This is a genomic window from Apibacter sp. ESL0432, from assembly GCF_019469225.1.
Classification (GTDB): Bacteria; Bacteroidota; Bacteroidia; order Flavobacteriales; family Weeksellaceae; genus Apibacter.
The window spans coordinates 1,483,154-1,506,276 of sequence record NZ_CP048266.1 but is presented as its reverse complement, the minus strand read 5'-3'; the positions used below and the strand labels follow the sequence as shown (position 1 = coordinate 1,506,276).

Below are 23,123 nucleotides of genomic sequence, written 5' to 3'. Positions count from 1 at the left end.
AGTAACTATATAGCAATCAATTTTTAACCTAAAAGCAGTATCTTTGTATGTACAAATAAATTAATTTATGACAAAAATTTTAATTGTTGAAGATGAGGAAACTATACGAAGAGTTTTAAAAAACATACTGCTTGATGAAAATAAAAAATTTGAGATTGATGAAGCTAAAGAAGGATTGGAAGCTAAGCAATTAATTGACAAGAATGAATATGACCTCGTAATTTGTGATATCAAAATGCCAAAGATGGACGGTGAGGAATTATTATGTCAGGTCATGAAAGAAAAACCTTTATTGCCCTTTATTATGATTTCGGGACACGGTACTATTGAAATTGCAGTTGATTGTATTAAAAAAGGGGCTTTTGATTATATTCCTAAACCCCCGGATTTAGGCAGGTTATTAAGTGCAGTAAGAAACGCATTGGATAAGAAAAATTTGATCACTGAAAACCAAAAGCTATTTTCTCAGAATAAAATACTAAAGAAGAAAGTAAGCAAGAAGTATGAAATGATCGGAAATTCTAAAAAGCTAAACGAAATTAAAGAAATAATTGATAAAATAGCTGCAAAAGATGCCAAGGTATTAATTACCGGTCCCAATGGTACAGGTAAAGAATTGGTAGCTCATTCCATACATGAAAAAAGTGATCGAGCCGCAATGACTATCGTCGAAGTAAATTGCGCTGCTATCCCTTCTGAATTAATCGAAAGCGAACTTTTCGGTCATATGAAAGGATCTTTTACGGGAGCAGTAAAAGATAAGCAAGGTAAATTTGAATTAGCTGACAAAGGAACCCTGTTTTTGGATGAAATAGGTGATATGAGTTTATCAGCTCAGGCAAAAGTTTTAAGAGCTTTACAAGAGGGAAAAGTTAGCAGAGTCGGTAGTGATAATGAAATTTCTGTAGATGTTCGTGTAATTGCTGCAACGAACAAAAATTTAAAAGAAGAAATTAAACAAGGCAGATTCAGAGAAGATTTATATCATAGATTGTCTGTTATTGAACTAAAAGTTCCTGCATTGAAAGACAGAATTGAAGACATCCCTCTGTTAATTGAACATTTTTCAGGAATTATTGCAGAAGAACAGGGTTCTAAAGTTAAAAAGTTTGATAAAGAAGCTATTGAATTATTAAAAACTTTTGAATGGACCGGAAATATCCGAGAATTAAGGAATGTTGTGGAGAGATTAATTATTTTGGGCGGAGATACAATCACTAAACAAGATGTTATAAATTTTTGTTAATACTAATCAAGCTAAAAAGACTTTTATTTTATAAAATCTATAATTTTATTTTCTTTTACTAATTTTAAATTGTATAATATAAATTAAAATTTATTCATATAAATATATTTAATAGGGCTAATTAATCAATTATTTATGTTATTTTAAATAATTATTTGGTTTTAATTAATTGTAGTCAATAGTGCTATAAATTAATTGCATTTTACCATAATTTAACATATATTTATTATATGGGGTAAATATGTTATAAAGCCGTAAATGCTGAATGTAGAGATCTATTATAAATTTTTTAAATTTGCAAAATTTTAAAAATAAAACTCTGTTTAATTTAAAATTCAGCCGAAACTCATTTTGAAATATTTAAACCAATGATTCAAAAATATATACATTAATTTCAGTTTAGTAAAAACTGATTTTAAGTACACATACATATCATAAGGTTTTTAATTTAAATAAAGTTCATCGGTGGCATTAAAAATATATTTATACGATACTTAATGAAAAATGGAATTATCATTTTGGATTTCGGTTCCCAATATAATCAATTGATTGGACGTCGAATCCGCGAATTTGGTGTATACTCTGAAATTTTACCCTACTATACTCCATTAGAAGAAATATTATCACACCGGCCTAAAGGAATTATACTTTCCGGAGGACCTTCGTCCGTTAATTCAAAGGATGCTCATCTGGTTGAAAAGGAATTATACGAGCAAAATATACCCGTTTTGGGAATTTGCTACGGTATGCAGGTTACGGCTAAAATTTTAGGAGGCGAAGTATCGGAAGGAATAAAAGGAGAGTATGGGAAGTCTGATTTTAAAATTGTTAAGAATACTCCGTTACTGACTAATTTACCTGAAAACTCTACAGTATGGATGAGTCATTTTGATGAAGTAACTAAATTACCTGAAGGTTTTGAACTTATTGGAACATCCACTAATTCTATAGCATGTATTGCTCATGAAAATAAAAAAATATATGCTGTTCAATTTCATCCTGAGGTTTCCCACAGTGACTATGGAGAGCATATATTAAGAAATTTTGTTTTTGATATTTGTCAATGCAGTAAAAACTGGGAGATTTCTGATTTTATAGAAACAGAAGTCAGAAAGATCAGAGAGAAAGTTGGCAGCAAAAAAGTAATGCTCGGACTTTCCGGAGGGGTAGATTCTTCCGTTGCAGCTGTTTTAATACATAAAGCCATAGGAAATCAGCTTACCTGTATTTTTGTAGATACGGGCTTATTGCGTAAAAATGAAGGAGACAAGGTGATGAAAGTTTACGGAGAGCATTTTCATATGAATATAAAAAGAGTAAATGCAGAAGAAAGGTTTTTCTTTAAACTTAAAGGTGTAGATGAGCCGGAAAGAAAAAGAAAAATTATAGGTAATGAATTTATACGAGTTTTCGAAGAAGAAGCATTTAAAATGGAAAATATAGATTTCCTTGCTCAAGGAACTATATATCCCGATGTAATAGAATCTAAATCTATAAAAGGACCTTCAGCAGTAATTAAATCACATCATAATGTAGGCGGTCTACCCGATGAACTTAATCTCCAATTATTAGAACCTTTGCGAGAATTATTTAAAGATGAAGTTAGAAAAGTGGGTATTGAATTAGGCATTCCAAAAGAATTGGTATACCGTCATCCATTCCCCGGACCCGGTTTGGGAATACGCGTGATAGGTGAAGTTGATGAAGAAAAAGTAAAAATTTTACAGGAAGCAGATGATATATTTATTGAGGAATTAAATAAACACGATTTATATGATAAAGTAAGTCAGGCATTTGTAGTTCTTTTGCCCGTGAAATCGGTTGGAGTTATGGGGGATGAAAGGACTTATGAATATACAGCAGTGATACGCTCAGCCAATACTGTAGACTTTATGACGGCTACTTGGTCAAAATTCCCTTACGAATTTTTAGAATTAGTTTCTAATCGTATTATCAATGAAGTTAAAGGTATAAATCGCGTGGCCTATGATATTTCTTCTAAACCACCGGCTACTATTGAATGGGAATAATAAAATAGTATATATAAAAAAACGTCCTGAATTAATTCAATTCAGGACGTTTTTTTATTTTAACATTTCATGCATAAATGGACAAGATAACTAAATGTTCATATTTTTATAATTAAATATAATGTTTATTGATATATTTGTATATAGTAAATAAAATGGCATGTTACATAAAGAATCTATAAATTTCTTATCAGAATTAACTAAAAATAATAATAGAGAATGGTTCACTGAAAATAAAGACCGGTATGAAAATTCACGAAAAGATTTTGAGCAATTAGTGACTGAGCTGCTTCAATCAATTTCTCAATTTGATATCCAAACTAGATATTTAAATCCTAAAAAATGTATATTCAGGATTTATAGAGATATACGATTTTCAAAAGACAAAACTCCTTATAAAACTCATTTTGGAGCGGTATTCAATGAAAAAAAAGGATCAGGATTTTATATACACATACAACCGAATAATAATTTTCTAAGCTGTGGATTTTATGACTTAACTCCGAAACAAGTAAAGAACGTTCGAAAAGGTATTGAAGAAAATTTTGAAGAATTTAAATCGATTCTATCTGAAAGCAAATTCAAAAAAGAAATCGGCGATTTATCCAGAGATTCCGATGTTTTAAAAAGAGTACCTGTAGGATTTGATATAGAAAGCCCGGCAGTTGAATATTTGAAATTAAAACGATTTTATGTAACCAAACCCTTCGCCCAAGAAAAATTATTTTCTAATAGCTTTATAGAATATACTACGAATCTATATAAAATTATGCATCCGATTTATGAATTTTTAGAAGAATTCGCTCACGAATAAATCTAATTAAGGTATAATGATTGATGATTACTTCATTATGATGGAAAAAAAATCTTATACCTCAGAAAAACATTATGTTCATAAGATCGGTTGGTTGCGTGCAGCAGTTTTAGGAGCAAATGACGGAATACTTTCTACAACCAGTTTAGTAATAGGAGTTGCAGCAGCTAGTACCAATAGAGAATTTATTATTTTATCTGCTGTATCGGGGATAATTGCCGGAGCCATGTCTATGGCTTCAGGAGAATATGTTTCGGTAAGTTCTCAGGAGGATATTGAAAAATCAGATTTAATCAGAGAGCAAAGAGAATTAGATGCGACACCTGAGGTAGAATTACAAGAACTAGCTAAAATTTATCAAAAACGGGGATTAGATAAGGAATTATCAATTAAAGTAGCTGAACAACTTACGAATCATAATGCGTTAGCAGCCCACGCGAGGGATGAGCTGGGAATTAATGAAATATCTAAAGCTCGTCCTTTGCAAGCAGCTTTAGCATCCTTATTTTCTTTTTTATCGGGTGGAATTTTACCATTACTTCTTTCGATTTTTGCACCTCTCAATCATATGGTATTAATGCAATATTTGTTTTCAATTATCTTTCTTATTATACTTGGAGCCATATCTGCAAAGACCGGAGGGTATAGCATGCTAAAAGGTATGTTCAAAATTGCTTTTTGGGGTACTCTTTCGATGGGATTAGCAGCCTTCGTTGGGCATCTTTTTGGCGTTCAAGTCGGATAGTATAAATTTTATAAGAATTAATCTGTTAAATTGTTTTTATCTAATGGAATGTTTCTAAAATTAAGTGTATTATCTATATTTTAGTTAAGCTACGATTAAACCTTTAAATCATTAATGATTACAAAAAATACTACTAAAAATACTATGGAACGATTCAATTTATAGAAAATATCTATACACATAAATTTAAAATCCTCGATTATATAACGAAATAGGCTAAAAAAGATTAAAATAGTAAACAATTATTTATATTTGAAAAAAATTTCCGAGTTGAATTTTACCTGGTTTATATCCAAAAAAATAGCTTTATCAAAAAGTAATAAAAATAATCTTTCGCAAACCATCATTCGTATCGGTCAAACGGCTATTGCAATAGGTATCGTAGTGTCTGTTTTAACTATGGCTATAGGGCTTGGATCTAAAAAAGCCATTAAACAAAAAATGGCCGATTTCAACGGTCATATCACCATTAGAAGTTACGACAGTAACAATTCATTCAACAGTTCCAAACTAAATAGAAAAAATGTACAGCTTGAAAAAATAAAAAATAATCCTGAGGTTTCCAATATTCAAGAATATGCTACCCGAAGCGGCGTAATTAGAACAAATATAAGTTTTGCCGGAGTTATTTTAAAAGGAGTTTCGGAAGATTTTGACCGCAAACGATTTAAAGAGTTCATGATTAAAGGGGAAATTCCCTATTATTCTAAAAATTCGATAAGTAATGAGGTGATTTTGTCCGAAAAAATTGCCAAAGAAATGAAGCTGGATATTGATTCAACCTTTGTCATGTTTTTTGTAAGAGAAAATCAAACACCTATTTACAGACGATTTACATTGAAGGGAATTTTCAGGACAGATATAAAACAAATTGATGATGTCTTTTTGATAGGAGATATTCAGCATATCCAAAAATTAAATCATTGGAACGAAGATGATATAGGAGGATATGATATTTTTATAAAAGATATTGAAGATTTAGACACGGTTTTCCCTAGAATTGAAGAATGTGCCGGATTTAATAATTATGCAGAAAAGGCAACAACAACATTTTCACAAATCAATGATTGGATACGTATTTTTGATACCAATATTTTCATAATCATGTCGATTATGATGGTTGTAGTTGTCATCAATATTATTATGGTTCTTCTTATTTTGATAATTGAGCGAACCAATTCAATAGGAATGTTAAAAACGTTGGGAGCATCAAATAAACAAATAAGAAAAATTTTTATAAATTATACTCTTTTCATAATGATTCCGGGATTGTTGGTGGGAAATTGTATTGCTATTGCATTGTTATATATTCAAAAGTATTTTGAGGTTATAAAATTGAATCCTGATAATTACTATGTAAGTTCAGTACCGGTTTACATAAATTTCTTTTATATTTTTATTATATCTTTGGTTTCTTTAGTTATTAGCGGAATAGTATTACTTTTACCTTCTTATTTAATAACTAAAATATCTCCTATAAAAGCTATAAAATTTCAATAAATATGTTAAATAAGAAGAAAATAAAAGTAAGTATAAGCGGTTTATTATCTTCACTTTTGTTGCAATTTTTCATATTTCAAGTTATAAAATTGAGTTTAAATCCGACGGATAGTTGGTACTATCGATTTATAATAAAAGTAAAGTTTTTTTTAAATTCAGTATTCGGAAATATTTCAATTTCAATAGGAGATATATTTTATATAATTTTAGCCGTATTTATCTTAGCATGTTTGATACAAGCATTCGTTTTTTTTATTAAAAAGAAGAAAGAAAAAATAGCAACATGTTTTATAAAGATCTTACTTCTTTTAAACATTTTATACGGATGGTTTATGTTGTCGTTTGGGCTTTTATACAACTATAGAAATTTCTCCCAATATGAAAATTCTCAAGAAAAATTATTTCTAATTGATTATAAAATTGTTGCGGGTCATTTGTTGAATGAATGTGTTAAATTAAAGGAGGAAGTTTCCAACAATAAAAAAGGAGAATTTACGGTCAACCGTGAAAAAATGATTCAAATAATTAATCAAGAACAAAGTGCTTTTTATGGTATTCCGAGGCAAAATGAAAACGTTAAAAAATCAATCTTTAATCCCATTTTAATTAAGTTGGGAATACTAGGATATTATAATCCATTTACAGGAGAAGCTCAAGTAGCTAAAGGAATTCCCGATACATCGATCCCCTTTACCATAGCACATGAAATGGGACATCAGGTAGGAGTGGCTAGAGAAGATGAAGCAAACTTTTATTCCTTTTATATGGGAGAATCTTCACCTAATAAAGATTTTCAATATAGTGTTAAATATAAAGCTTTAAATTATCTATTGCGAGAAATCTATGTAAATGATTCTGCATTTGTGCATTTACTTTTACGAAATTATTCGGAAGGAATGAAATTAGATCGAGAAAAAGAAAAAAAATATTATCTGGGAATGTCAGGGTTAGGATCAGATGTATTTTCTTATATGAATAATATATACCTTAAATCAAATTCGCAAAAAGAGGGAATTATTGCTTATAATCTTGTATCTCAAATGATTGTCAGCTATTACAAAAAACAATATCCTTCCTTGTTTTTAAAAGAAAACCCTTTAATTCAATAAAATAAAAATTAAGAGAAGCAATAGTTTATAGTTATATAAATTTATATCTTCACTAAACTCATAAACTTTGTATATAATCAACCGGTTATAGTTGAATCATATCCGGTTCATCCCTTTACTTTATTGACCGGTCATACATCAGATTATCCTGATTTATTGAATCAATAAAATCAGGTATTTTCAAGTATAAAACAAAAATTTACATCGATGAAGATAAATTAAGAATTAAATACTTGACAATGGGACACAATAAGTATATTTGTAAACACTATACTAAACTTTGTATATGTATAAAATAATTAAAATTCTTGTAGTAAGCAGCCTAATAATTTCATGTGCACGTGTTGGGAGTCCAAGCGGAGGTCCTAAAGATATTACACCTCCTAAATTTTTAGGCTCTAAACCGGATACATTAGCTACAAATGTTAATCCTAATACTAAAGAAATTGTATTAAATTTTGATGAATATGTGATTTTGAAAGATATAGCACAGCAGGTCATCATTTCACCACCTCCCGCAATTACCCCAACCATTTCTCCGGTTGGTACAGCAAGGAAATACGTAACCGTTCGTTTTTATGAACCGTTACTTCCGAATACTACCTATACTATCAATTTTGGATCGAGTATTCAAGATAATAACGAAGGAAATAAATTAAACAATTTTTCCTATACATTTTCTACGGGAAATACAATTGATAGTCTACAAGTTAATGGTACGGTTAGGCAAAGTTTAAAAAAAGAATTGGCAAACCCGACGATCGTATCCTTGTATAAGATTGAAAAAGATAAATCAGGTAAAGATTCCGTAAATTTAAAAAATAAACCCTATTACATTTCAAGAGTAGATTCTGCAGGAAATTTCAAATTAAAACATTTACATGAAGGAAAATATAGATTATTGGCATTTAATGATCTAAATTCAAATTTAATTCCTGACACGGATAAAGAAATGGTAGGATTTGCAGCAAAAGATATAAATCCCTTGTATCCGGAAACTTATTCATTAGTATTGTCTCCTGTAAAGCAATCGTACAAATTTTTAAAAGCAGAACAAGAGGGTCAAGGCATAATAAAAGTAAAATTTAAAGGACACCCCGATAAATTAAGTATAACTCCTGTTGATCGTGATTTTCCTTCTTATAAAATAGAACATCAGCCCTTTGCTGACAGTTTATATGTATATTTTAACAATGCAGAATTCAAAAAAACAGAGAAGAAATTTAGAATAAAATTACTTTTAAAATACCTTCAAAAAGTTGATACGCTTAATTTATTATATGATAATACCTTAAAATCTGAGTTGTCAATTACACCCATTGAAAAAGAAGTTTCACCCACTGCCTGTTTTATGTTAAAAGCATCCAATTACATTAATCGGATTGACAAAAACAGAATTGAAGTAAGTAAAAATAATGAACCCATAAATTTTAATGCGGAAATAGATTCTTTAAATGCTAAAAATATTGCTATTATATTTCCTGTAGCTTATGATACGGAATACAAGGTAACCATCAAAGATCAATCATTTAAAGATTTTTTAAATCAAACTAATAAAGATACGTTGTCATATGTTATTAAAACCAAAAAGCAGAATGAATTTGGAAATTTAAGTATCAGATTACAAAATAAGCCTGATTCAAAATTTTTCTTTCAACTGGTAAATGAAAAATACGAAGTATTGGAAAATATTTATGGATCACAAGATACTTTTGTATTTCAAAACATGAAACCGGGAAAATATTTGATTCGTATATTGGTAGATCAGAATAATAGCGGAATTTGGGATCCGGCAGATCTGGAAAATTTCAAACCGGCAGAACCAACCTATTTATATCCCAATGTTATCGATGTCAGGCCCTTATGGGATATTAATGAAGTTTGGATTTTATAAATTCAGTATCCATATTTAAACTATAAACGATAATTCATTACTGATGAAAAAAATATTGCTTTATGGAATTATCATTTTTTTATCTTTCCAATTAATTCAAATAGATAAAGAAAATCCATCGGTTAACAAAAAAATAGACTATAACCGGGTAACACATGCAACTCCGGAAATACAAAAAATTTTAAAAAAAGCCTGCTACGATTGTCATTCTAATGAAGTAAATTATCCATGGTATTCTTCCATTGCTCCTATATCTTGGTTTATTAAAGAACATGTAAATCAAGGAAAAGAATATGTTAATTTTTCAGAATATGGAAAATATAATCGTTATCAGAAAGAACATATTAATTCATCCCTATACCGAGTAATTGAAAATAAAACCATGCCCCTCAACAGTTATCTTTGGATGCACAAAGAGGCAAATTTATCGGAAAAAGATTATATCCTTTTACTCAATTGGTTTCAGACACAATGTAGCATAAAAAATTAAAAATGCATACATTTTGTAGATACCTGTTAGATGGAAAATGTAAAAGGAAAATTAAATCAATCAACAGAACAGGATAGTAATGAGTTTATATCATAATTTTATGAAACCTATTAAAAAAGGAGATACTATTTTAATTGTAGCACCGGCAGGAGCAGTTAAAAAAGAGGACATTCAACCGGCGATAGATATAATTACAAAACAAGGCTGGAAGTATGAAATAGGTAAAAATACATTCAATCATTATTATTTCGGATATAATTATTCGGGAACAGTAAAAGAAAGGTTGGAAGATTTGCAATGGGCATTAGATCATCCCCGTGCTAAGGCTATATGGTTTGCCCGAGGCGGCTATGGAGGTGTACAACTAGTGGATTTTTTAAAATTGAATAAATTTAAAGAAAATCCTAAATGGTTAATCGGATATTCGGATAATACGGTTTTTCATCAGCATTTTAATAGAAGAGGAATTCCTACTTTACATGCAACCGTTTGTAAATCATTACCGCAAGGACAGTCAAATGAAACCTATACAACCCTTGTGGATGCCTTAGAGAATAGAAAACTTGAATATGAAATAGAAAGCACTTCTTTTAATAAACCAGGAAAAGTTGAAGGAATTTTGACAGGAGGCAACCTATCGATTTTATACAGTCTGTTAGGAAGTAGATCCTTAGATCATTGGGAAGATAAAATTATATTTATGGAGGATTGGTATGAAAATTATTATCATATTGATCGAATGCTGATCGGATTGAAAAGAGCGGGAGTACTTAATAAAATTAAAGGATTACTGGTAGGAGCTTTTACCAAAATGGATTCAAAAGATGAAAATAAATTCTATGATGAACCGTTTGATCAAGAAGCCTATAAAATTATTGCTTTACGATTTCAAAAATACAATATTCCCATGGCATTTGGTTTTCCCGGGGGACATATTTTCGATACACGCGCCTTAATGATGGGAGGAAACATAATTCTAGATATACAAAAAGATAAGGTTTTTCTTAGAAATACAATTTAATCAATAGATATAGTTAATAGAAAATAAATATATCAGATCGAAATACGATCTTTTTTCAATATATATAGGCAGTATTAAAACTAACCTCAAAGCATGAAAATCCTAAATACAGTAAATATTATACTGTATTTAGATTATAAGATTATAAATTTTTATTAATTAGAAAATACTATTTTCTTTTTTGCGATATAATTGATTATAGATACTGCGAAAATAGCGGCAGCTTTACAAAATACTATGTCTCCTATAGTATAAAAGTAAAAATTAATGGGTTTGTTAACGAAAAAATGAAAAAACGCAAATGCTCCCCAGCTCATAAACATAGTAATTATAGAAAGGCTAAAAAATAATACAAATTCCTTTCTTCTGGAATGTTTACCTCGTTCAAAAACATAGCGAATGCTAAAAAAATAATTGCTCAAAATACCCGCTCCGGTAGATAAAAGATTGGATAATGGGTAAGCGTTGGACTTGTTTTCAAAAGAAAAAAAATGAGGCAGCATATTAGGCAAGCTTAGTAATTTCATACAAAAAATTTCAATTACGGCACTTAAGGCTCCTGCTAGAAAAAACAAAACTAATTGTTTTTTGTGCTTATTTATGGAAGTGATCACTTAATAGAAATTATTAAAAATTTTTACAAAAATAGATTAATTTTTTTTATTTCTGTAATTTTGGATTAAATAAATAATAATTTAAAACATAGACTGAATATGTCAAGCAAAGATTATATGAAATATACTCCGCAAGAATTTTTAAATAAAACTCCTAAAGAATTGGGATTCTTTTTTCCGGCTGAATTTTATCCTCATAAATCTACTTGGTTATCTTGGCCGCATAAAGAATTATCATGGCCGGGTAAAATAGAAAAAATCTATGCCCCGTATGCGCAATTTATAGCAGAAGTATCTAAAGGGGAAGAAGTTAATATAAATGTGGTTAGTGTTGAGATGAAAGACTTTGCCATGAGTTATATAGAAAAAACAAATGCTAATTTGGATATGATCAATTTTTATATTCATCCTACTAATGATGCTTGGTGTCGCGACCATGGTCCCGCGTTTGTAATTAATCCCCATTCATTAGAACATAAAAAAGCCATTGTAAATTGGAATTATAATGCCTGGGGTGATAAATATCCTCCTTATGATTTGGATAATGAAATACCTCTTCATATAGCCAAAGAAGAAAGATTACCTGTTTTTAATCCGGGCATAGTGATGGAAGGTGGTTCCGTTGAATTTAACGGTAAAGGAACGGTCCTAACATCTAAGTCATGTCTACTTAATAAAAACAGAAATCCTCATTTAAATCAAAGTCAAATCGAAGAATATCTGAAAAATTATTATGGAGTAAATCAAGTCCTTTGGATCGATGAGGGAATTGTTGGAGATGATACAGATGGTCATATAGATGATACCGTACGTTTTATAAATGAAAATACCGTACTTGCTGTGGTAGAAAATAATAAAAATGATGAAAACTATCACATATTACAACAAAATCTAAAACAATTAAAAGCTATGAAACTTTCCGATGGTTCTCCTTTACAAGTTATAGAATTACCTATGCCGGAACCGGTATATTACGATGGATGTCGTTTACCTGCTTCTTATGCAAATTTTTACATAGCTAATAAATCAGTGATTGTACCAATTTTTAATGGTGAAAATGATAAACGAGCGTTGGATATCATAAAAAAATGTTTTCCGAATAGGAATGTAATAGGAATAGATTCCACTGATATAATTTGGGGATTAGGAAGTTTTCATTGTTTGAGTCAACAGGAACCGGCGATTTAATAGCTATATTTAATAAGTGGAATGGATGTGTTTAACGATTTAATTATAACCCAAATTATCTGAAACAAAGAACACTTTGTAATTTACAAATGAAGAGATAAAAAATACTAGTTTCTAGCAAATTTAAGTAAATAAAAAAGTCGCAAGCAATTATATTGCGACTTTTTTATTTGTATGATATATTATTATACGTATTTTTTTTAAATGATATTGTTGATCTAATCTTATAATGCTCAACATTGAAAACTGTTTATTTCTTAATTAGCTAAAGCTAAACAAGAAAACACAGGTTCAGGATATATTCCCAAAAGGATTATTAAAATTACCAATATAACAGCAATAACATTGTAAATAATTGGAGCTTTTTTAGCTTCATTTAATTCTTTATAACCCGGTTTAAAATACATGGCAATGATAAGCTTAAGATAGTATCCAATACTGATTGCAGATCCTATAATAGCTATAATGACTAATATCGGTTGAGTATATAATGCTTGTGAAAACAACGTAAATTTAGCAATAAATCCGGAAGTTAACGGAATACCTGCCATTGATAATAGAGAGATTGTAGTTACCAAAGCTAAGATGGGTTGTTTCTTGGCCAGCCCGTTGAAAGCATTTATATCGGTAATACCATTTGAAATTCTTTCGATGTAAATAAGGCTGATAAAAGCACCTATAGTTGAAAGTGAATAAGCTAATAAATAGAACGCTAACGTATAGATAGAATTAGCATCTGTATTAAAATAAATTAGCAATAAATAACCGGCATGCGAAATACTGGAATATGCCAACATTCTTTTAGCATTTTTTTGCAATACACCTACAATATTGGCAGATAGTAATGTTAAAATTGCTGCATAGAAAATTATATATTGCCATTGGTTTAGTTGACCGATAAAAGCTGTTTCAACTAATTTATATAAAGCAACAAAACCTGATATTTTTACCACGGAAGCCATAAAAGCCGTGATTAGGGAAGGAGAGCCTTCGTATACGTCCGGAGCCCAAAAATGAAAAGGAACTATGGATATTTTAAACAGTAACCCGACTAACAATAAAATTATTCCGGTTATGTACATAGTAGGGTAGTGAGTCGCTTGTATGCTGTATAAACGAATAGTTTGTAAATCAAAAGATCCGGTTATACCGTATATTAATGCAATTCCGAAAAGTAAAAATCCGGTTGCAAATGCTCCTAATAGGAAATATTTGATGGAAGCTTCATTGGAACGTAAGTCATTCTTATTGCTTCCTGCTAATACATATAAAGGAATAGATAAAATTTCTATACCTAGAAATAAAGTAATTAAATTTTGGTAGGAGAAAAGGACTATACCGCCACAAAGTGCAAAAAGCATTAAGCTATATACCTCTGCCTGATGATGATCTATGAGACGAAATGCATATTTTCCTAAGAATACGATTAGCAAAGTGGTCAAAATAGATATTTGAGTAAATATTTTGGCTGTTTGATCAAAAGCAAACATGGAGGCATATCGTGTGAAAAAAGGACTATCTCCATAAAAAGAGACGATCAAAGCGATAAGTAATCCTAAAATTGCAAATGGTTGAGAGTATTTTCCTTGCCCGAAAACACCTGAATATAAACTCAGAATGGCTGCTGCGAAAATAATGATGATGATGCTCATTATATTTTTAGTATTTTTTGTAAAGTTTTGCTGCCAAAGTTACAATTTTTGATTAAACTGTGAAATTAAAAAATGAAAATAGTATCGTATTATAATAATGCCGATATATTTGATAAATTTATGAAATATAATAAGTTGTTTTAAATTTCAGATGCCTTGCCAATTTATAGATTTTATCTTAACACTTAGTAATAGTATTATTTATTAATCCATTTTTCATCAATTTTCCGACAATATTTTTATGCTATATAATAGGTAGGATATTAAGATATAGTACCAAAAAGTAAAAAGATTGTTGAAAAACAATCTTTTTACTTTTTTTAAAGCTATAGTAGTTTAAAAAATTTATTTACTTACTAAGGCAAAATGTCCGGGAGATACGCCGGTTGATTTCCACCATTGTAAGTCGCCATTTTTTGAGAAATAATATATTTTTCCATTGGAAACAAAATCCATAGCATCTCCAATATAAAAGCTGCCATCTTCAGGATCGGTAATTATCCCATATGGAGACATAATTTCAGACTTTGAACCCTCTTTGATTAATTGGGAACTTATCACTTTTTGCGTATCTATATTTATAATACCATAATTATTTATAGTTTTTCCTGAAGAATATTCCGATCCATAAAAATAAAGTTTTTCTTTATAAAAACTGAAGTCTGAAACCGCTAAATCCAGTTTATTAATGACATGATCAGTCGATGGATCAATAACAGCAACGAAAGGCTTTAAATTAGCATAATCGCCTCTTGAAGTAACCCATATATGATTATTCTTATCTTTTCGTATTCTATGTAAGTTCTTACCGACTTCGATATCGTTAATTTTTGTAAAACTGTTCATGTCAATTACAGAAACCGTTGTGTCATAATCCGGAGAATAATATCCTCCTGAATTAGCAACATAAAGCTTATTATTTACAATAGTCATTTCTTCCGGATTACGTCCGACAGTAACTTCATTTACAATGGTGCCGTTAGTAAGATCAACTTTGGCAACATATCCTTGTCCGTTGGGAGTAGAACCGGCATATGAAGATACATATGCATAGTCATCGTTAAATGTGATGTATCTGCAATTTGGAATAGTTATTTTTCCTATATGCTTGGCTGTTTTAGCGTCCATAATTTCAACATAATTGGAACCGTTAATTACGGCATACATTTTATCCTTATAAATTTTTAAATCATTACCGGTATCGCCCAATCCACCTTGATCAGGGTTGATTTTAGTAAAATAGTTATTAAAAAAATCGGCTGTATCATAATCAAAATAGGATAGAGAAGAGTTGTTTTGTTGATAATTACCTTCATTCAAAATATATAACCCTTTTTTGGCATCCGGTTGGGATATAATGTTTGAATCATCTTCAGACCATGAATCGTCATTACTACAAGAAACAATGAACCCTGTAATAATTACTAAAATTGGTACTAAAAATTTCCTTGCTACCATAGTTTCTAGTTTTTTCATATGTTTAATTTAATGATGATCGTATAGTTTCTACCCGGCATGGGGTAATTGGCTACTATGTCGTAATATTTATTAAAAATATTATTAATTTGTAAAGATGCTTCGCATTTGATATGAGTGAAAAATAATTCTCTTGAAAGTTGTATATCATGAGTATACCAAGCTTTTACATGATTTTCAGAAGTATTAGAAGGAGAATTGTACCGTTCTCCCGTATACATAAAGCTGTAATTTAGATTCCAATCTCTGTAAGCAGCTTCTAGAGTAAGTGTCCCACTGTGCCAAGGTATATAAGGAAGTTGATTTTTATAATTTAAAATAGGAGAAGATAAATTTTGCGCATCTTCATAAGTATAGGTTATCAGGGTTGAAACTAAAACGTTTTTTATTACTATTGAAGTCTTAGAAGATAAGTCTAACCCTTTTATGCGTGCTTTACCAAAATTTAACATGGTCCAACGAAATTGTTGTCCTTTAGGATAAGCTATAATTTTATCTTTGACCGTATTATAATAGGCATCAATAGTTAAATCAAAATGAGTAAAACTACCGGAAGTAAAGTTTTTATTTATACGAATACCCGCATCGAACTGATTAGTATATTCCGGTTTTAAGTTTGAATTTCCAAAATCCGTATAGTATAAATCATTAAATGTTGGCATTCTAAAAATTCTCTTGTAAAAACCATGAATGCTAATATCTTTAGAATGTGAAGGTTGGTAATTTAAGAAAACAGCAGGAGTAAATTCATTTCTGTCTGAAGCTGTACCCATACTGTTCGTATGTTTCGTTTTTTCTTGCACAAATGTACCTAAAACACTTGTTTGAATTTTAAGTTTATCCCAATGAAAAGCAGTAGCTAAAGCGATCATTTCTGTATTTCTCGAAGGAGAAGAGAAATTTTTTAAATCGGCATTCATTCCGTTATGTTGGTAATCTGCAGATAAAGAAATATCCCAAAAAGAAAATAAAGTAACCAGTTGTGAGGATGAAATATATAGTTCATCTTGCTTATAAGTATTATTAATGCGATTGGAATATTTATTTCCCCAAATAGGGTCATTAAAAACTTCTAAATTTTTATAATGGGTAAAATCATGAGCATATTTAGCATTTAATGCTATTTTGTATTTTGTGCTGATTATTTTTTCAAAAGATCCCTGCAAAAAGAAATTACGATCCCATTGTTGAGCAAACTGATACCTTTTATACGAATTTTTTAAAACGGCACCGGGTATTCCTCTGCTTGAATCATAATAATATCCTTTCAGATTCCATTTACCATGAGGTAGGGTACCAAATAAATTTCCTTCTGTTCTAAAAGCACTTATGTTACCATTTTGTCTTACAGCGATGGTATCCCAATTACCTTTCTTTTGTTGAAATTTATATTTTCCATCTGAATTAATATATTCCATAGTAAGAGAAGATGAAATTAATGTGGATAATTTCTGTTCCCATAGGAGGGAGGGGTTAATTAAATGAAACGATCCGGAACGATAAGTGGCACCTATATTAGTTTTTTTTTCACCCGTAAAAACAGGGCGTTTGGTAGTTAAATAGATACTTCCGGCAGAGCCGAAATCTTTAGCGGGTTGGAATATTTGACTTTTTTGTCCGTTGTATACTGATATAGATTCTAAATTATCCATGGAAAATTTTCCTAAATCAACCATTCCATTTTGAGCATTTCCAACTGCTATTCCATCATAAAATACACCCACATGTTCGCTTCCCATTCCTCGAATGTTAACTGTTTTCATTCCTCCTACACCTCCATAATCTTTAAGTTGAATTCCTGAAAATAATCGTACGGCATCAGCTACCGAAGAGCTGTTTCGATTTTCTAATTCTTTTCCTTTCAATTCTTGGAAAGGAATTATTCCCTTATCATTTCTTTTTCCCGTTGCCAGTATTTCCTGTAATTCTGTTACAGTAATGCTGTCTTTTTTTTCTTGGGAATAAGATAATGGACTCATCAGGCTTAATAAAAAAGCAAATACACTATATTTATGATTGATGTTCATCATCATGGAGTCGAATATCTTAAATTACAGATATAGTAAACTAGTTTCCGGAAAAGTAAACAGGAAAAGTGAATATGAAATGCTTTTAATGTTTCAGCCTTGTTCCACGAAAGCTTGTAAAACTATAGTTAAATTTGGCAGGTATTCTGACTTACTTCATTTTAAGAACCTTCCCAAGAAAACAACTCCTCAGTGGTATATCTCTTAAAACGTACTAGAAGATTACAGCAGCGGGCCTGTTTCGGATTTTCACCGAATTCCCTTTTAAGATTGCATATTTACCGGTAAATAGCAATCACCAAATTTAGGCAAATATAAATAAATATTTTTAGGGCATCTGTATTGATTATTTGGGTAGTACTAATAATTCTAAAAAAAGATTAATTTTTTAAACGAACAATAGTAAGTTGAATTAAAAAATCATTAGATTTGAATAATGAACGTACAACTTCCTGAAAAATTATATTATTCTATAGGCGAAGTAGCACAAGCTTTTAATGTTAATACTTCACTTATAAGGTTTTGGGAAAAAGAATTTGATAGTATTTCACCCAAAAAGAATAAAAAAGGAGACCGTTTTTTTACCCCAAAAGATATTGAAAATTTTAAAATAATTTTTCATTTAGTAAAAGAAAAAGGATATACCTTAGAAGGAGCAAAAGTTGTTTTACAATCACAAAAAAATTTATCCAAAAAAGTTGAAATCATTGCTCGTTTAGAGTTAGTGAAGGCAGAATTAATTAAGTTAAAAGAATTATTAGACGAATAAAAATTTAAATAAAGACAATATGAAATTACCTAAGTTTTTAATGGCAGACAATTCGGATTTTCCTGAAGATTTATTTGTTGTGCATACAGAGTATCCTAGATTTATACTAAATGTAGAAGAAGAGGAGGTTGAATGGTTCGACGATTTGGAAGGAGAAGAAGAAGAGGTAGCTAATGAAGTAAATTCATTGATTCAACAAGCATTCGATTTTTGCGATGCTGAAATCGAAAAATACGAAGATGATGAAGAGGAGTAATGACTTCTTAGATTAAATTATGATATTAAAAAAGTAAGCAGTAAATCACTGCTTATTTTTTTTGCTCTTTGATTCGATTGGATTAATTTAATAAATAATATATTTTTTTTAATCATCAACAGCACACCCCTGAATCCTATATTGATTTTTAAATTTTTCTGACCATTTTTTCCATTCTTCCGGTTTTATTTTTTGATTATTTTCATTTTTCAAAAATGATAAAATGTAATCTTCTGAGAAATCCTTAGGAAAATTTTGCATGGAATCAAATGCATCATTATACCATTTTTCATTAATTAAATAATTAAGTTGATTTACATCAAAATCGAATCCATAATTATGATAGGAATTGGTAGCAGAAGAATTAAACGTAGTTTTCATAACTTCATGATTTAATTGAGCGATCATGTTTTTGTGTTTATGTTTTCTAAAATACAGGGTAGCATTGTATAATTGTTTTTTTTCATCAACTTTTCCATTAATATTTTCCCAAGTTTTAAGCCAAAATTCTTTTTTATGAACACCCATAAGTATTGAAATTAAAATCCAATATTTAGTTTTAGTAGTGTTAGATACTAAACCCAATTTATATAAAATACTAAAAAACTTATATTTATTATAAAAAAAACATTTCAGAATGAAAGGAGGGGCAGTAAAAAGATCCGGATATACGGAAATTATATCGGAATTGATTTTATCATGTTTAAACTGATCAACAAAATTATTATTTCCCGACCAACCTAATTTGAGTAAGGATATATTTTCTTTTTCCATTACTTCATTGATTTCATTCACATTAATTTTTCTCGTAAACCAAACATCATCTTCCGTTATAATGAAATAATCTGAAGCTTCTTTTACTGAATTGACCCAAAGTTGAGTAGGAATTTTAAAGCCATTAATATCTTTTCCTGACTTAAAATTTTCTTTAATTGCTTCTTCCTTTTCTATATAATTTTCAGATTTTATAATTTTAATGGACGGGTATTTTAATTTAATTTTATTTAGATATTTTTCAGGAGTTCCATCATCTAAAACTTTAATTGAATAAGTACCCACTACATATTTTTGGATACTTGCTAAGCATCTGTCCAAATAAAAGGGGCGGTTAAAAGATTTAATTAAAATATCCATAGTTTAAAGTTTAGAATAAATTTTACAAATGAGATTAAAAGTATTTTTATTTTTTGAAAATAGAGAATAAAGTAAATAATCTAATGATATAGGATAATAGTTACGATATTTTTTTACTAAAAATTTTAATTGATTTGCATCTTTTCTGTAAAAACAAATTTTCATGGCATATAACAAATCATTTTTATTAATTGGGTAATGAATATCTTCTATATTAATAAATGATTGTGGATTAAACGTATCATAACTGTCTTTACCATTACCGAGCCTTTCTTTATAAAATTCACGGGCTTTATTGATAAACAACCATTGCACTAGTCTGTTTTTGGTTTTAGAAAGTGAATGATTGGTTTGTCTATATGAAATTAAATTATCAGGTAGATTTACAATTTTTTTACCTTCTGAAAATAACCGTAAAATGAGATCATAGTCTTCCGAATAAATCATTTTTTCTCGATAAAAAACTTTATCATTTCTTAATAGTATAGAAGAATGATAGAATAAATTGTTTTTGAGAATATTTCTTTTTAATTCATGATAATCGGTTAAAGCTATAAAATTATTACAAATAGTATTGTTTTCATCAATTATATGAGCACTGCTGCCTATTAAAAATACATCCGGATTATTCTCCAGAAATTCAACTTGTTTTTCCAATCGATTGGGTAATGCAAGATCATCAGCATCTAATATGGCCAAATATTTACCTTTAGCATTTTCAATTCCGATATTACGGGATTTTATAACAAACAAGTTTTTATCGTTGTTAATAAGCTTGATTCGGGAATCTCTTTTACTAAATTCTTCTATAATTGATTGAGTTCTATCGGATGAGCCATCATTAATAACCAGCAATTCAAAATTAGCATACGTTTGTTTGATTACCGATTCAATTGATGCAGATATATGTTTTTCTGCATTGTAAGCAGCCATAATAACCGATACCAAGGGAGTCATAAGTAAGATATATAAATACAAAAGTAAAATATTTTTAATTAAACTGTGTAAATCGGCTTTTTTAAGATAAAAAATTTTAGGAAGTGAGTTTTACGTCAACTTATAGGTATCCGCAACGAAAAAATGTATGGAAATAATTAAAAATATAAATAAAATTCCATTAAGATATTTATAATTAATTTGAGTTAAATTCAAAGAAAATTTTTAATTTAGCAAAAAATTTAGGGCGTTCATATATATAGTAGAGATTCTGATAATTAAAGCTCAGGTTTTTATAACAGTATGTAGAGCACCTGAATATAACTTTTTTTAGTTTAGTGTTTTAATTAATTCAGAAAAAAAATAAATAGATCATGGTACAAATTCTCTTTAAGATGGTGTTAGTTATTATGGATTACATAATGTCAATGTTAAGTTAATTAGAAAATTATATACATGTGAAAAGTTCAGTTAATGTAAATTAACTGAACTTTTTAATTATTTTTAATAAGTAATCAAATTATGAAAAAATTACTAGGAAGGTTAATGCTGTTCGTTATGGGATGGAGATTTAAAAATGAAGTGCCTGTTAATGAATTAAGAAAATGCGTATTAATTTGTGCTCCTCATACCTCTAATTGGGATTTATATTATTGTTTAGCCAGTTTTTGGTGTTTAAAAATTCCTTATAAAGTAATGATAAAAGATGCTTATACCAAACCATGGTATGGATTCTTTTTCAAAGCACTCGGATGTTTAGGAGTCGATCGAAGTCAATGGAATAATTTGGTTCAATATTCATCGGAACTAATTAAAAATTCCGATTCGATGGCTTTAATAAATACTCCGGAAGCCACTCGCTCCCGTGCCTTACGATGGAAAAAAGGTTTTTACTATATAGCTAAGCAAGCGAACGTTCCTATTGCTCTAGCCTATGCCGATTATAAAAATAAAGTAACCGGTGTTTCCAAATTAATTTATATTGGCGATCAAACGATTGAAGAGATATTTGATCAAATAGAAGACTTTTATAAACCGGAAATGGCTAAATTTCCTGAAAACTATAATCCTAAGATTTATTAAATTAGATTATCTAAATTCTTAGGTATAAAAATATTTTTTGATTTCTTATATTGCCGAAACAAGTCGGCAACTTTAAGATTTTATTTGTAAAAATCAGATTTCAGGCAAGAATATTCTGTTTATAACTATTGCCTACAATTTTGATGGATATTTAACATATATCAATGTTATGGATGATCGTAATAAGACTCATGATCTGGATAATTACACTGCATTAAAAGTTATTAATTTCAATGTCTTTCCGCATTATATAGAAGATCCTTTTACTGATTTTATCCAGCAAATCTATTTGATGTTTAGAGATAACTTAAATTTAATCCCCGTCAATGATCAACAGAGCTTAATTGTTGATAACAATAATTATACGATTGTCTGAACGATACATTCAAACAATATATAAATTTAATTACATGTTTGATCTTGAGGACAGACTTTATACAATTCAAAATTTAAAATGAACGTAGCATCTTTACTGTTTATATAATTGGATTCTCTACCGTATGCCAATCGAGAAGGCACGATAATTAAACCTTGTAATACATGGTAAAGGTCATTTTTAGATTTATTAGTTGGCTTAAAATCCTTTAAACCGTCAACAATACCTTTAATCACATAATAGTTTTCACTTTGAATTGTATCGTTTTTGGGCTTTTTGTAAAAGAAAGGGTCTTCTTGTGCAACCCCTGAATTATCAATTGTGCTTGATGAAGTATTCAAGGTTGAATATCCATTACCTCCTTCAGTAGCAACAAAATATTTTAATGAATAATGAATAAGTATATTGTTTTTACCGTCAGCTATATTGGAGGTGTTTATACCCTGATCTGCCTTCGGATTTTTAACTACCCAGTATCCTAAAGGAGATTTTATTGCATTTTTGCTCAAAGGCTCTTTATCATTTGGAGTAACCGTATCAGAAAATTTGGTTACTTTCCCAAGATCATCAAAATAATAGTTATTTAAAAAATTAACAATAGCCATATCATCAGCTGTATTTTGCTCGTCAACGGATAAGGTTGAGGCGTTATTATCATCGCTCCCACACGAAACAAAAAATAAAAGTGAAAAGATACAGGCGGCTAAAAGGGATTTTTTAATCATGTAAATAAAATATGTTAATTTAGTTGCTAATTTACGAT

Annotated in this window: 21 protein-coding genes and 1 riboswitch; of the genes, 14 read left to right on the top strand and 7 right to left on the bottom strand. The window is 29.5% G+C overall.

Annotated features, from left to right (window positions below; all coding sequences use genetic code 11):
• Positions 1 to 67: 67 nt before the first annotated feature.
• The 9 genes from GYM73_RS06385 (at position 68) to GYM73_RS06345 (ending at position 10,849) form a co-directional block, all read left to right on the top strand.
• Positions 68 to 1,246 carry a sigma-54 dependent transcriptional regulator gene (locus GYM73_RS06385; protein WP_220233336.1) on the top strand — a complete coding sequence of 393 codons (1,179 nt, stop codon included), beginning with the start codon at positions 68 to 70 and terminating at the stop codon, positions 1,244 to 1,246.
• A 497-nt stretch (positions 1,247 to 1,743) separates the two neighbouring features.
• Positions 1,744 to 3,276 (top strand): glutamine-hydrolyzing GMP synthase, encoded by a 1,533-nt coding sequence (guaA, locus tag GYM73_RS06380; RefSeq protein ID WP_166005991.1) that lies wholly within the window; start codon positions 1,744 to 1,746, stop codon positions 3,274 to 3,276.
• A 160-nt stretch (positions 3,277 to 3,436) separates the two neighbouring features.
• On the top strand, positions 3,437 to 4,090 hold the full coding sequence (locus GYM73_RS06375; RefSeq protein WP_220233335.1) for a DUF2461 domain-containing protein: 654 nt from the start codon (positions 3,437 to 3,439) through the stop codon (positions 4,088 to 4,090).
• A gap of 16 nt (positions 4,091 to 4,106) precedes the next feature.
• Entirely contained in the window at positions 4,107 to 4,835 is a 729-nt protein-coding gene (locus GYM73_RS06370; protein WP_255570950.1) for a VIT family protein, read from the top strand.
• 270 nt (positions 4,836 to 5,105) lie between these two features.
• Positions 5,106 to 6,335, top strand: a complete 1,230-nt coding sequence (locus GYM73_RS06365) for an FtsX-like permease family protein (RefSeq protein ID WP_220234369.1) — start codon at positions 5,106 to 5,108, stop codon at positions 6,333 to 6,335.
• Positions 6,336 to 6,337: 2 nt separating this feature from the next.
• Positions 6,338 to 7,444: a DUF3810 family protein gene (locus GYM73_RS06360; protein WP_220233334.1), complete on the top strand. Its 1,107-nt coding sequence runs from the start codon at positions 6,338 to 6,340 to the stop codon at positions 7,442 to 7,444.
• A 286-nt stretch (positions 7,445 to 7,730) separates the two neighbouring features.
• The gene (locus GYM73_RS06355; protein WP_220233333.1) at positions 7,731 to 9,338 is read left to right on the top strand and encodes an Ig-like domain-containing protein; all 1,608 of its coding nucleotides are present in this window, start codon (positions 7,731 to 7,733) and stop codon (positions 9,336 to 9,338) included.
• A 43-nt stretch (positions 9,339 to 9,381) separates the two neighbouring features.
• Positions 9,382 to 9,828: a heme-binding domain-containing protein gene (locus GYM73_RS06350; protein ID WP_160557237.1), complete on the top strand. Its 447-nt coding sequence runs from the start codon at positions 9,382 to 9,384 to the stop codon at positions 9,826 to 9,828.
• A gap of 100 nt (positions 9,829 to 9,928) precedes the next feature.
• On the top strand, positions 9,929 to 10,849 hold the full coding sequence (locus tag GYM73_RS06345) for an LD-carboxypeptidase (protein ID WP_220233332.1): 921 nt from the start codon (positions 9,929 to 9,931) through the stop codon (positions 10,847 to 10,849).
• A gap of 155 nt (positions 10,850 to 11,004) precedes the next feature.
• On the opposite strand, the gene GYM73_RS06340 is transcribed toward GYM73_RS06345, so the two are convergent.
• Positions 11,005 to 11,463 (bottom strand): GtrA family protein, encoded by a 459-nt coding sequence (locus GYM73_RS06340; protein ID WP_255410613.1) that lies wholly within the window; start codon positions 11,461 to 11,463, stop codon positions 11,005 to 11,007.
• A 99-nt stretch (positions 11,464 to 11,562) separates the two neighbouring features.
• Between GYM73_RS06340 and GYM73_RS06335 the strand changes: the two genes are divergently transcribed.
• On the top strand, positions 11,563 to 12,651 hold the full coding sequence (locus GYM73_RS06335) for an agmatine/peptidylarginine deiminase (RefSeq protein WP_255570949.1): 1,089 nt from the start codon (positions 11,563 to 11,565) through the stop codon (positions 12,649 to 12,651).
• 257 nt (positions 12,652 to 12,908) lie between these two features.
• Here GYM73_RS06335 and GYM73_RS06330 read toward each other — a convergent pair whose 3' ends face one another.
• The 3 genes from GYM73_RS06330 to GYM73_RS06320 all read right to left on the bottom strand — a co-directional run bounded on the left by GYM73_RS06330 (position 12,909) and on the right by GYM73_RS06320 (position 17,812).
• Entirely contained in the window at positions 12,909 to 14,303 is a 1,395-nt protein-coding gene (locus GYM73_RS06330) for an NADH-quinone oxidoreductase subunit N (protein WP_220233331.1), read from the bottom strand.
• A 345-nt stretch (positions 14,304 to 14,648) separates the two neighbouring features.
• Entirely contained in the window at positions 14,649 to 15,779 is a 1,131-nt protein-coding gene (locus GYM73_RS06325; RefSeq protein ID WP_220233330.1) for a YncE family protein, read from the bottom strand.
• Entirely contained in the window at positions 15,776 to 17,812 is a 2,037-nt protein-coding gene (locus GYM73_RS06320; protein ID WP_220233329.1) for a TonB-dependent receptor, read from the bottom strand. The genes GYM73_RS06325 and GYM73_RS06320 overlap by 4 nt, the downstream gene beginning before the upstream one ends.
• Positions 17,813 to 17,924: 112 nt before the next feature.
• Positions 17,925 to 18,124: riboswitch (cobalamin riboswitch) on the bottom strand.
• Between the two features lie 118 nt (positions 18,125 to 18,242).
• Here GYM73_RS06320 and GYM73_RS06315 point away from each other — a divergent pair.
• Complete coding sequence (locus GYM73_RS06315; protein WP_105297915.1) at positions 18,243 to 18,575, top strand: MerR family transcriptional regulator; 333 nt, start codon at positions 18,243 to 18,245, stop codon at positions 18,573 to 18,575.
• 19 nt (positions 18,576 to 18,594) lie between these two features.
• Positions 18,595 to 18,831 carry a hypothetical protein gene (locus GYM73_RS06310; RefSeq protein WP_105297914.1) on the top strand — a complete coding sequence of 79 codons (237 nt, stop codon included), beginning with the start codon at positions 18,595 to 18,597 and terminating at the stop codon, positions 18,829 to 18,831.
• Positions 18,832 to 18,939: 108 nt separating this feature from the next.
• On the opposite strand, the gene GYM73_RS06305 is transcribed toward GYM73_RS06310, so the two are convergent.
• Both GYM73_RS06305 and GYM73_RS06300 read right to left on the bottom strand, forming a co-directional pair.
• Positions 18,940 to 19,965, bottom strand: coding sequence for a glycosyltransferase family 2 protein (locus GYM73_RS06305; protein WP_220233328.1), 1,026 nt, complete (start codon positions 19,963 to 19,965; stop codon positions 18,940 to 18,942).
• 3 nt (positions 19,966 to 19,968) lie between these two features.
• The gene (locus GYM73_RS06300) at positions 19,969 to 20,922 is read right to left on the bottom strand and encodes a glycosyltransferase family 2 protein (protein WP_220233327.1); all 954 of its coding nucleotides are present in this window, start codon (positions 20,920 to 20,922) and stop codon (positions 19,969 to 19,971) included.
• Between the two features lie 501 nt (positions 20,923 to 21,423).
• On the opposite strand from GYM73_RS06300, the gene GYM73_RS06295 reads away from it, so the two are divergent.
• Positions 21,424 to 21,984: a 1-acyl-sn-glycerol-3-phosphate acyltransferase gene (locus GYM73_RS06295; RefSeq protein ID WP_220233326.1), complete on the top strand. Its 561-nt coding sequence runs from the start codon at positions 21,424 to 21,426 to the stop codon at positions 21,982 to 21,984.
• 82 nt (positions 21,985 to 22,066) lie between these two features.
• Complete coding sequence (locus tag GYM73_RS10020) at positions 22,067 to 22,360, top strand: Type 1 glutamine amidotransferase-like domain-containing protein (RefSeq protein ID WP_370625986.1); 294 nt, start codon at positions 22,067 to 22,069, stop codon at positions 22,358 to 22,360.
• A 26-nt stretch (positions 22,361 to 22,386) separates the two neighbouring features.
• On the opposite strand, the gene GYM73_RS06285 is transcribed toward GYM73_RS10020, so the two are convergent.
• Positions 22,387 to 23,085: a hypothetical protein gene (locus GYM73_RS06285; RefSeq protein WP_220233324.1), complete on the bottom strand. Its 699-nt coding sequence runs from the start codon at positions 23,083 to 23,085 to the stop codon at positions 22,387 to 22,389.
• Positions 23,086 to 23,123 lie beyond the last annotated feature (38 nt).

Bases quoted from the DNA above. Each gene is read 5' to 3' on its own strand.
- GYM73_RS06385 (WP_220233336.1), top strand. From the start codon at position 68: ATGACAAAAATTTTAATTGTTGAAGATGAGGAAACTATACGAAGAGTT.
- guaA (WP_166005991.1), top strand. From the start codon at position 1,744: ATGAAAAATGGAATTATCATTTTGGATTTCGGTTCCCAATATAATCAA.
- GYM73_RS06375 (WP_220233335.1), top strand. From the start codon at position 3,437: ATGTTACATAAAGAATCTATAAATTTCTTATCAGAATTAACTAAAAAT.
- GYM73_RS06370 (WP_255570950.1), top strand. From the start codon at position 4,107: ATGATTGATGATTACTTCATTATGATGGAAAAAAAATCTTATACCTCA.
- GYM73_RS06360 (WP_220233334.1), top strand. From the start codon at position 6,338: ATGTTAAATAAGAAGAAAATAAAAGTAAGTATAAGCGGTTTATTATCT.
- GYM73_RS06355 (WP_220233333.1), top strand. From the start codon at position 7,731: ATGTATAAAATAATTAAAATTCTTGTAGTAAGCAGCCTAATAATTTCA.
- GYM73_RS06350 (WP_160557237.1), top strand. From the start codon at position 9,382: ATGAAAAAAATATTGCTTTATGGAATTATCATTTTTTTATCTTTCCAA.
- GYM73_RS06345 (WP_220233332.1), top strand. From the start codon at position 9,929: ATGAAACCTATTAAAAAAGGAGATACTATTTTAATTGTAGCACCGGCA.
- GYM73_RS06335 (WP_255570949.1), top strand. From the start codon at position 11,563: ATGTCAAGCAAAGATTATATGAAATATACTCCGCAAGAATTTTTAAAT.
- GYM73_RS06330 (WP_220233331.1), bottom strand. From the start codon at position 14,303: ATGAGCATCATCATCATTATTTTCGCAGCAGCCATTCTGAGTTTATAT.
- GYM73_RS06325 (WP_220233330.1), bottom strand. From the start codon at position 15,779: ATGAAAAAACTAGAAACTATGGTAGCAAGGAAATTTTTAGTACCAATT.
- GYM73_RS06320 (WP_220233329.1), bottom strand. From the start codon at position 17,812: ATGATGATGAACATCAATCATAAATATAGTGTATTTGCTTTTTTATTA.
- GYM73_RS06315 (WP_105297915.1), top strand. From the start codon at position 18,243: ATGAACGTACAACTTCCTGAAAAATTATATTATTCTATAGGCGAAGTA.
- GYM73_RS06310 (WP_105297914.1), top strand. From the start codon at position 18,595: ATGAAATTACCTAAGTTTTTAATGGCAGACAATTCGGATTTTCCTGAA.
- GYM73_RS06305 (WP_220233328.1), bottom strand. From the start codon at position 19,965: ATGGATATTTTAATTAAATCTTTTAACCGCCCCTTTTATTTGGACAGA.
- GYM73_RS06300 (WP_220233327.1), bottom strand. From the start codon at position 20,922: ATGACTCCCTTGGTATCGGTTATTATGGCTGCTTACAATGCAGAAAAA.
- GYM73_RS06295 (WP_220233326.1), top strand. From the start codon at position 21,424: ATGAAAAAATTACTAGGAAGGTTAATGCTGTTCGTTATGGGATGGAGA.
- GYM73_RS06285 (WP_220233324.1), bottom strand. From the start codon at position 23,085: ATGATTAAAAAATCCCTTTTAGCCGCCTGTATCTTTTCACTTTTATTT.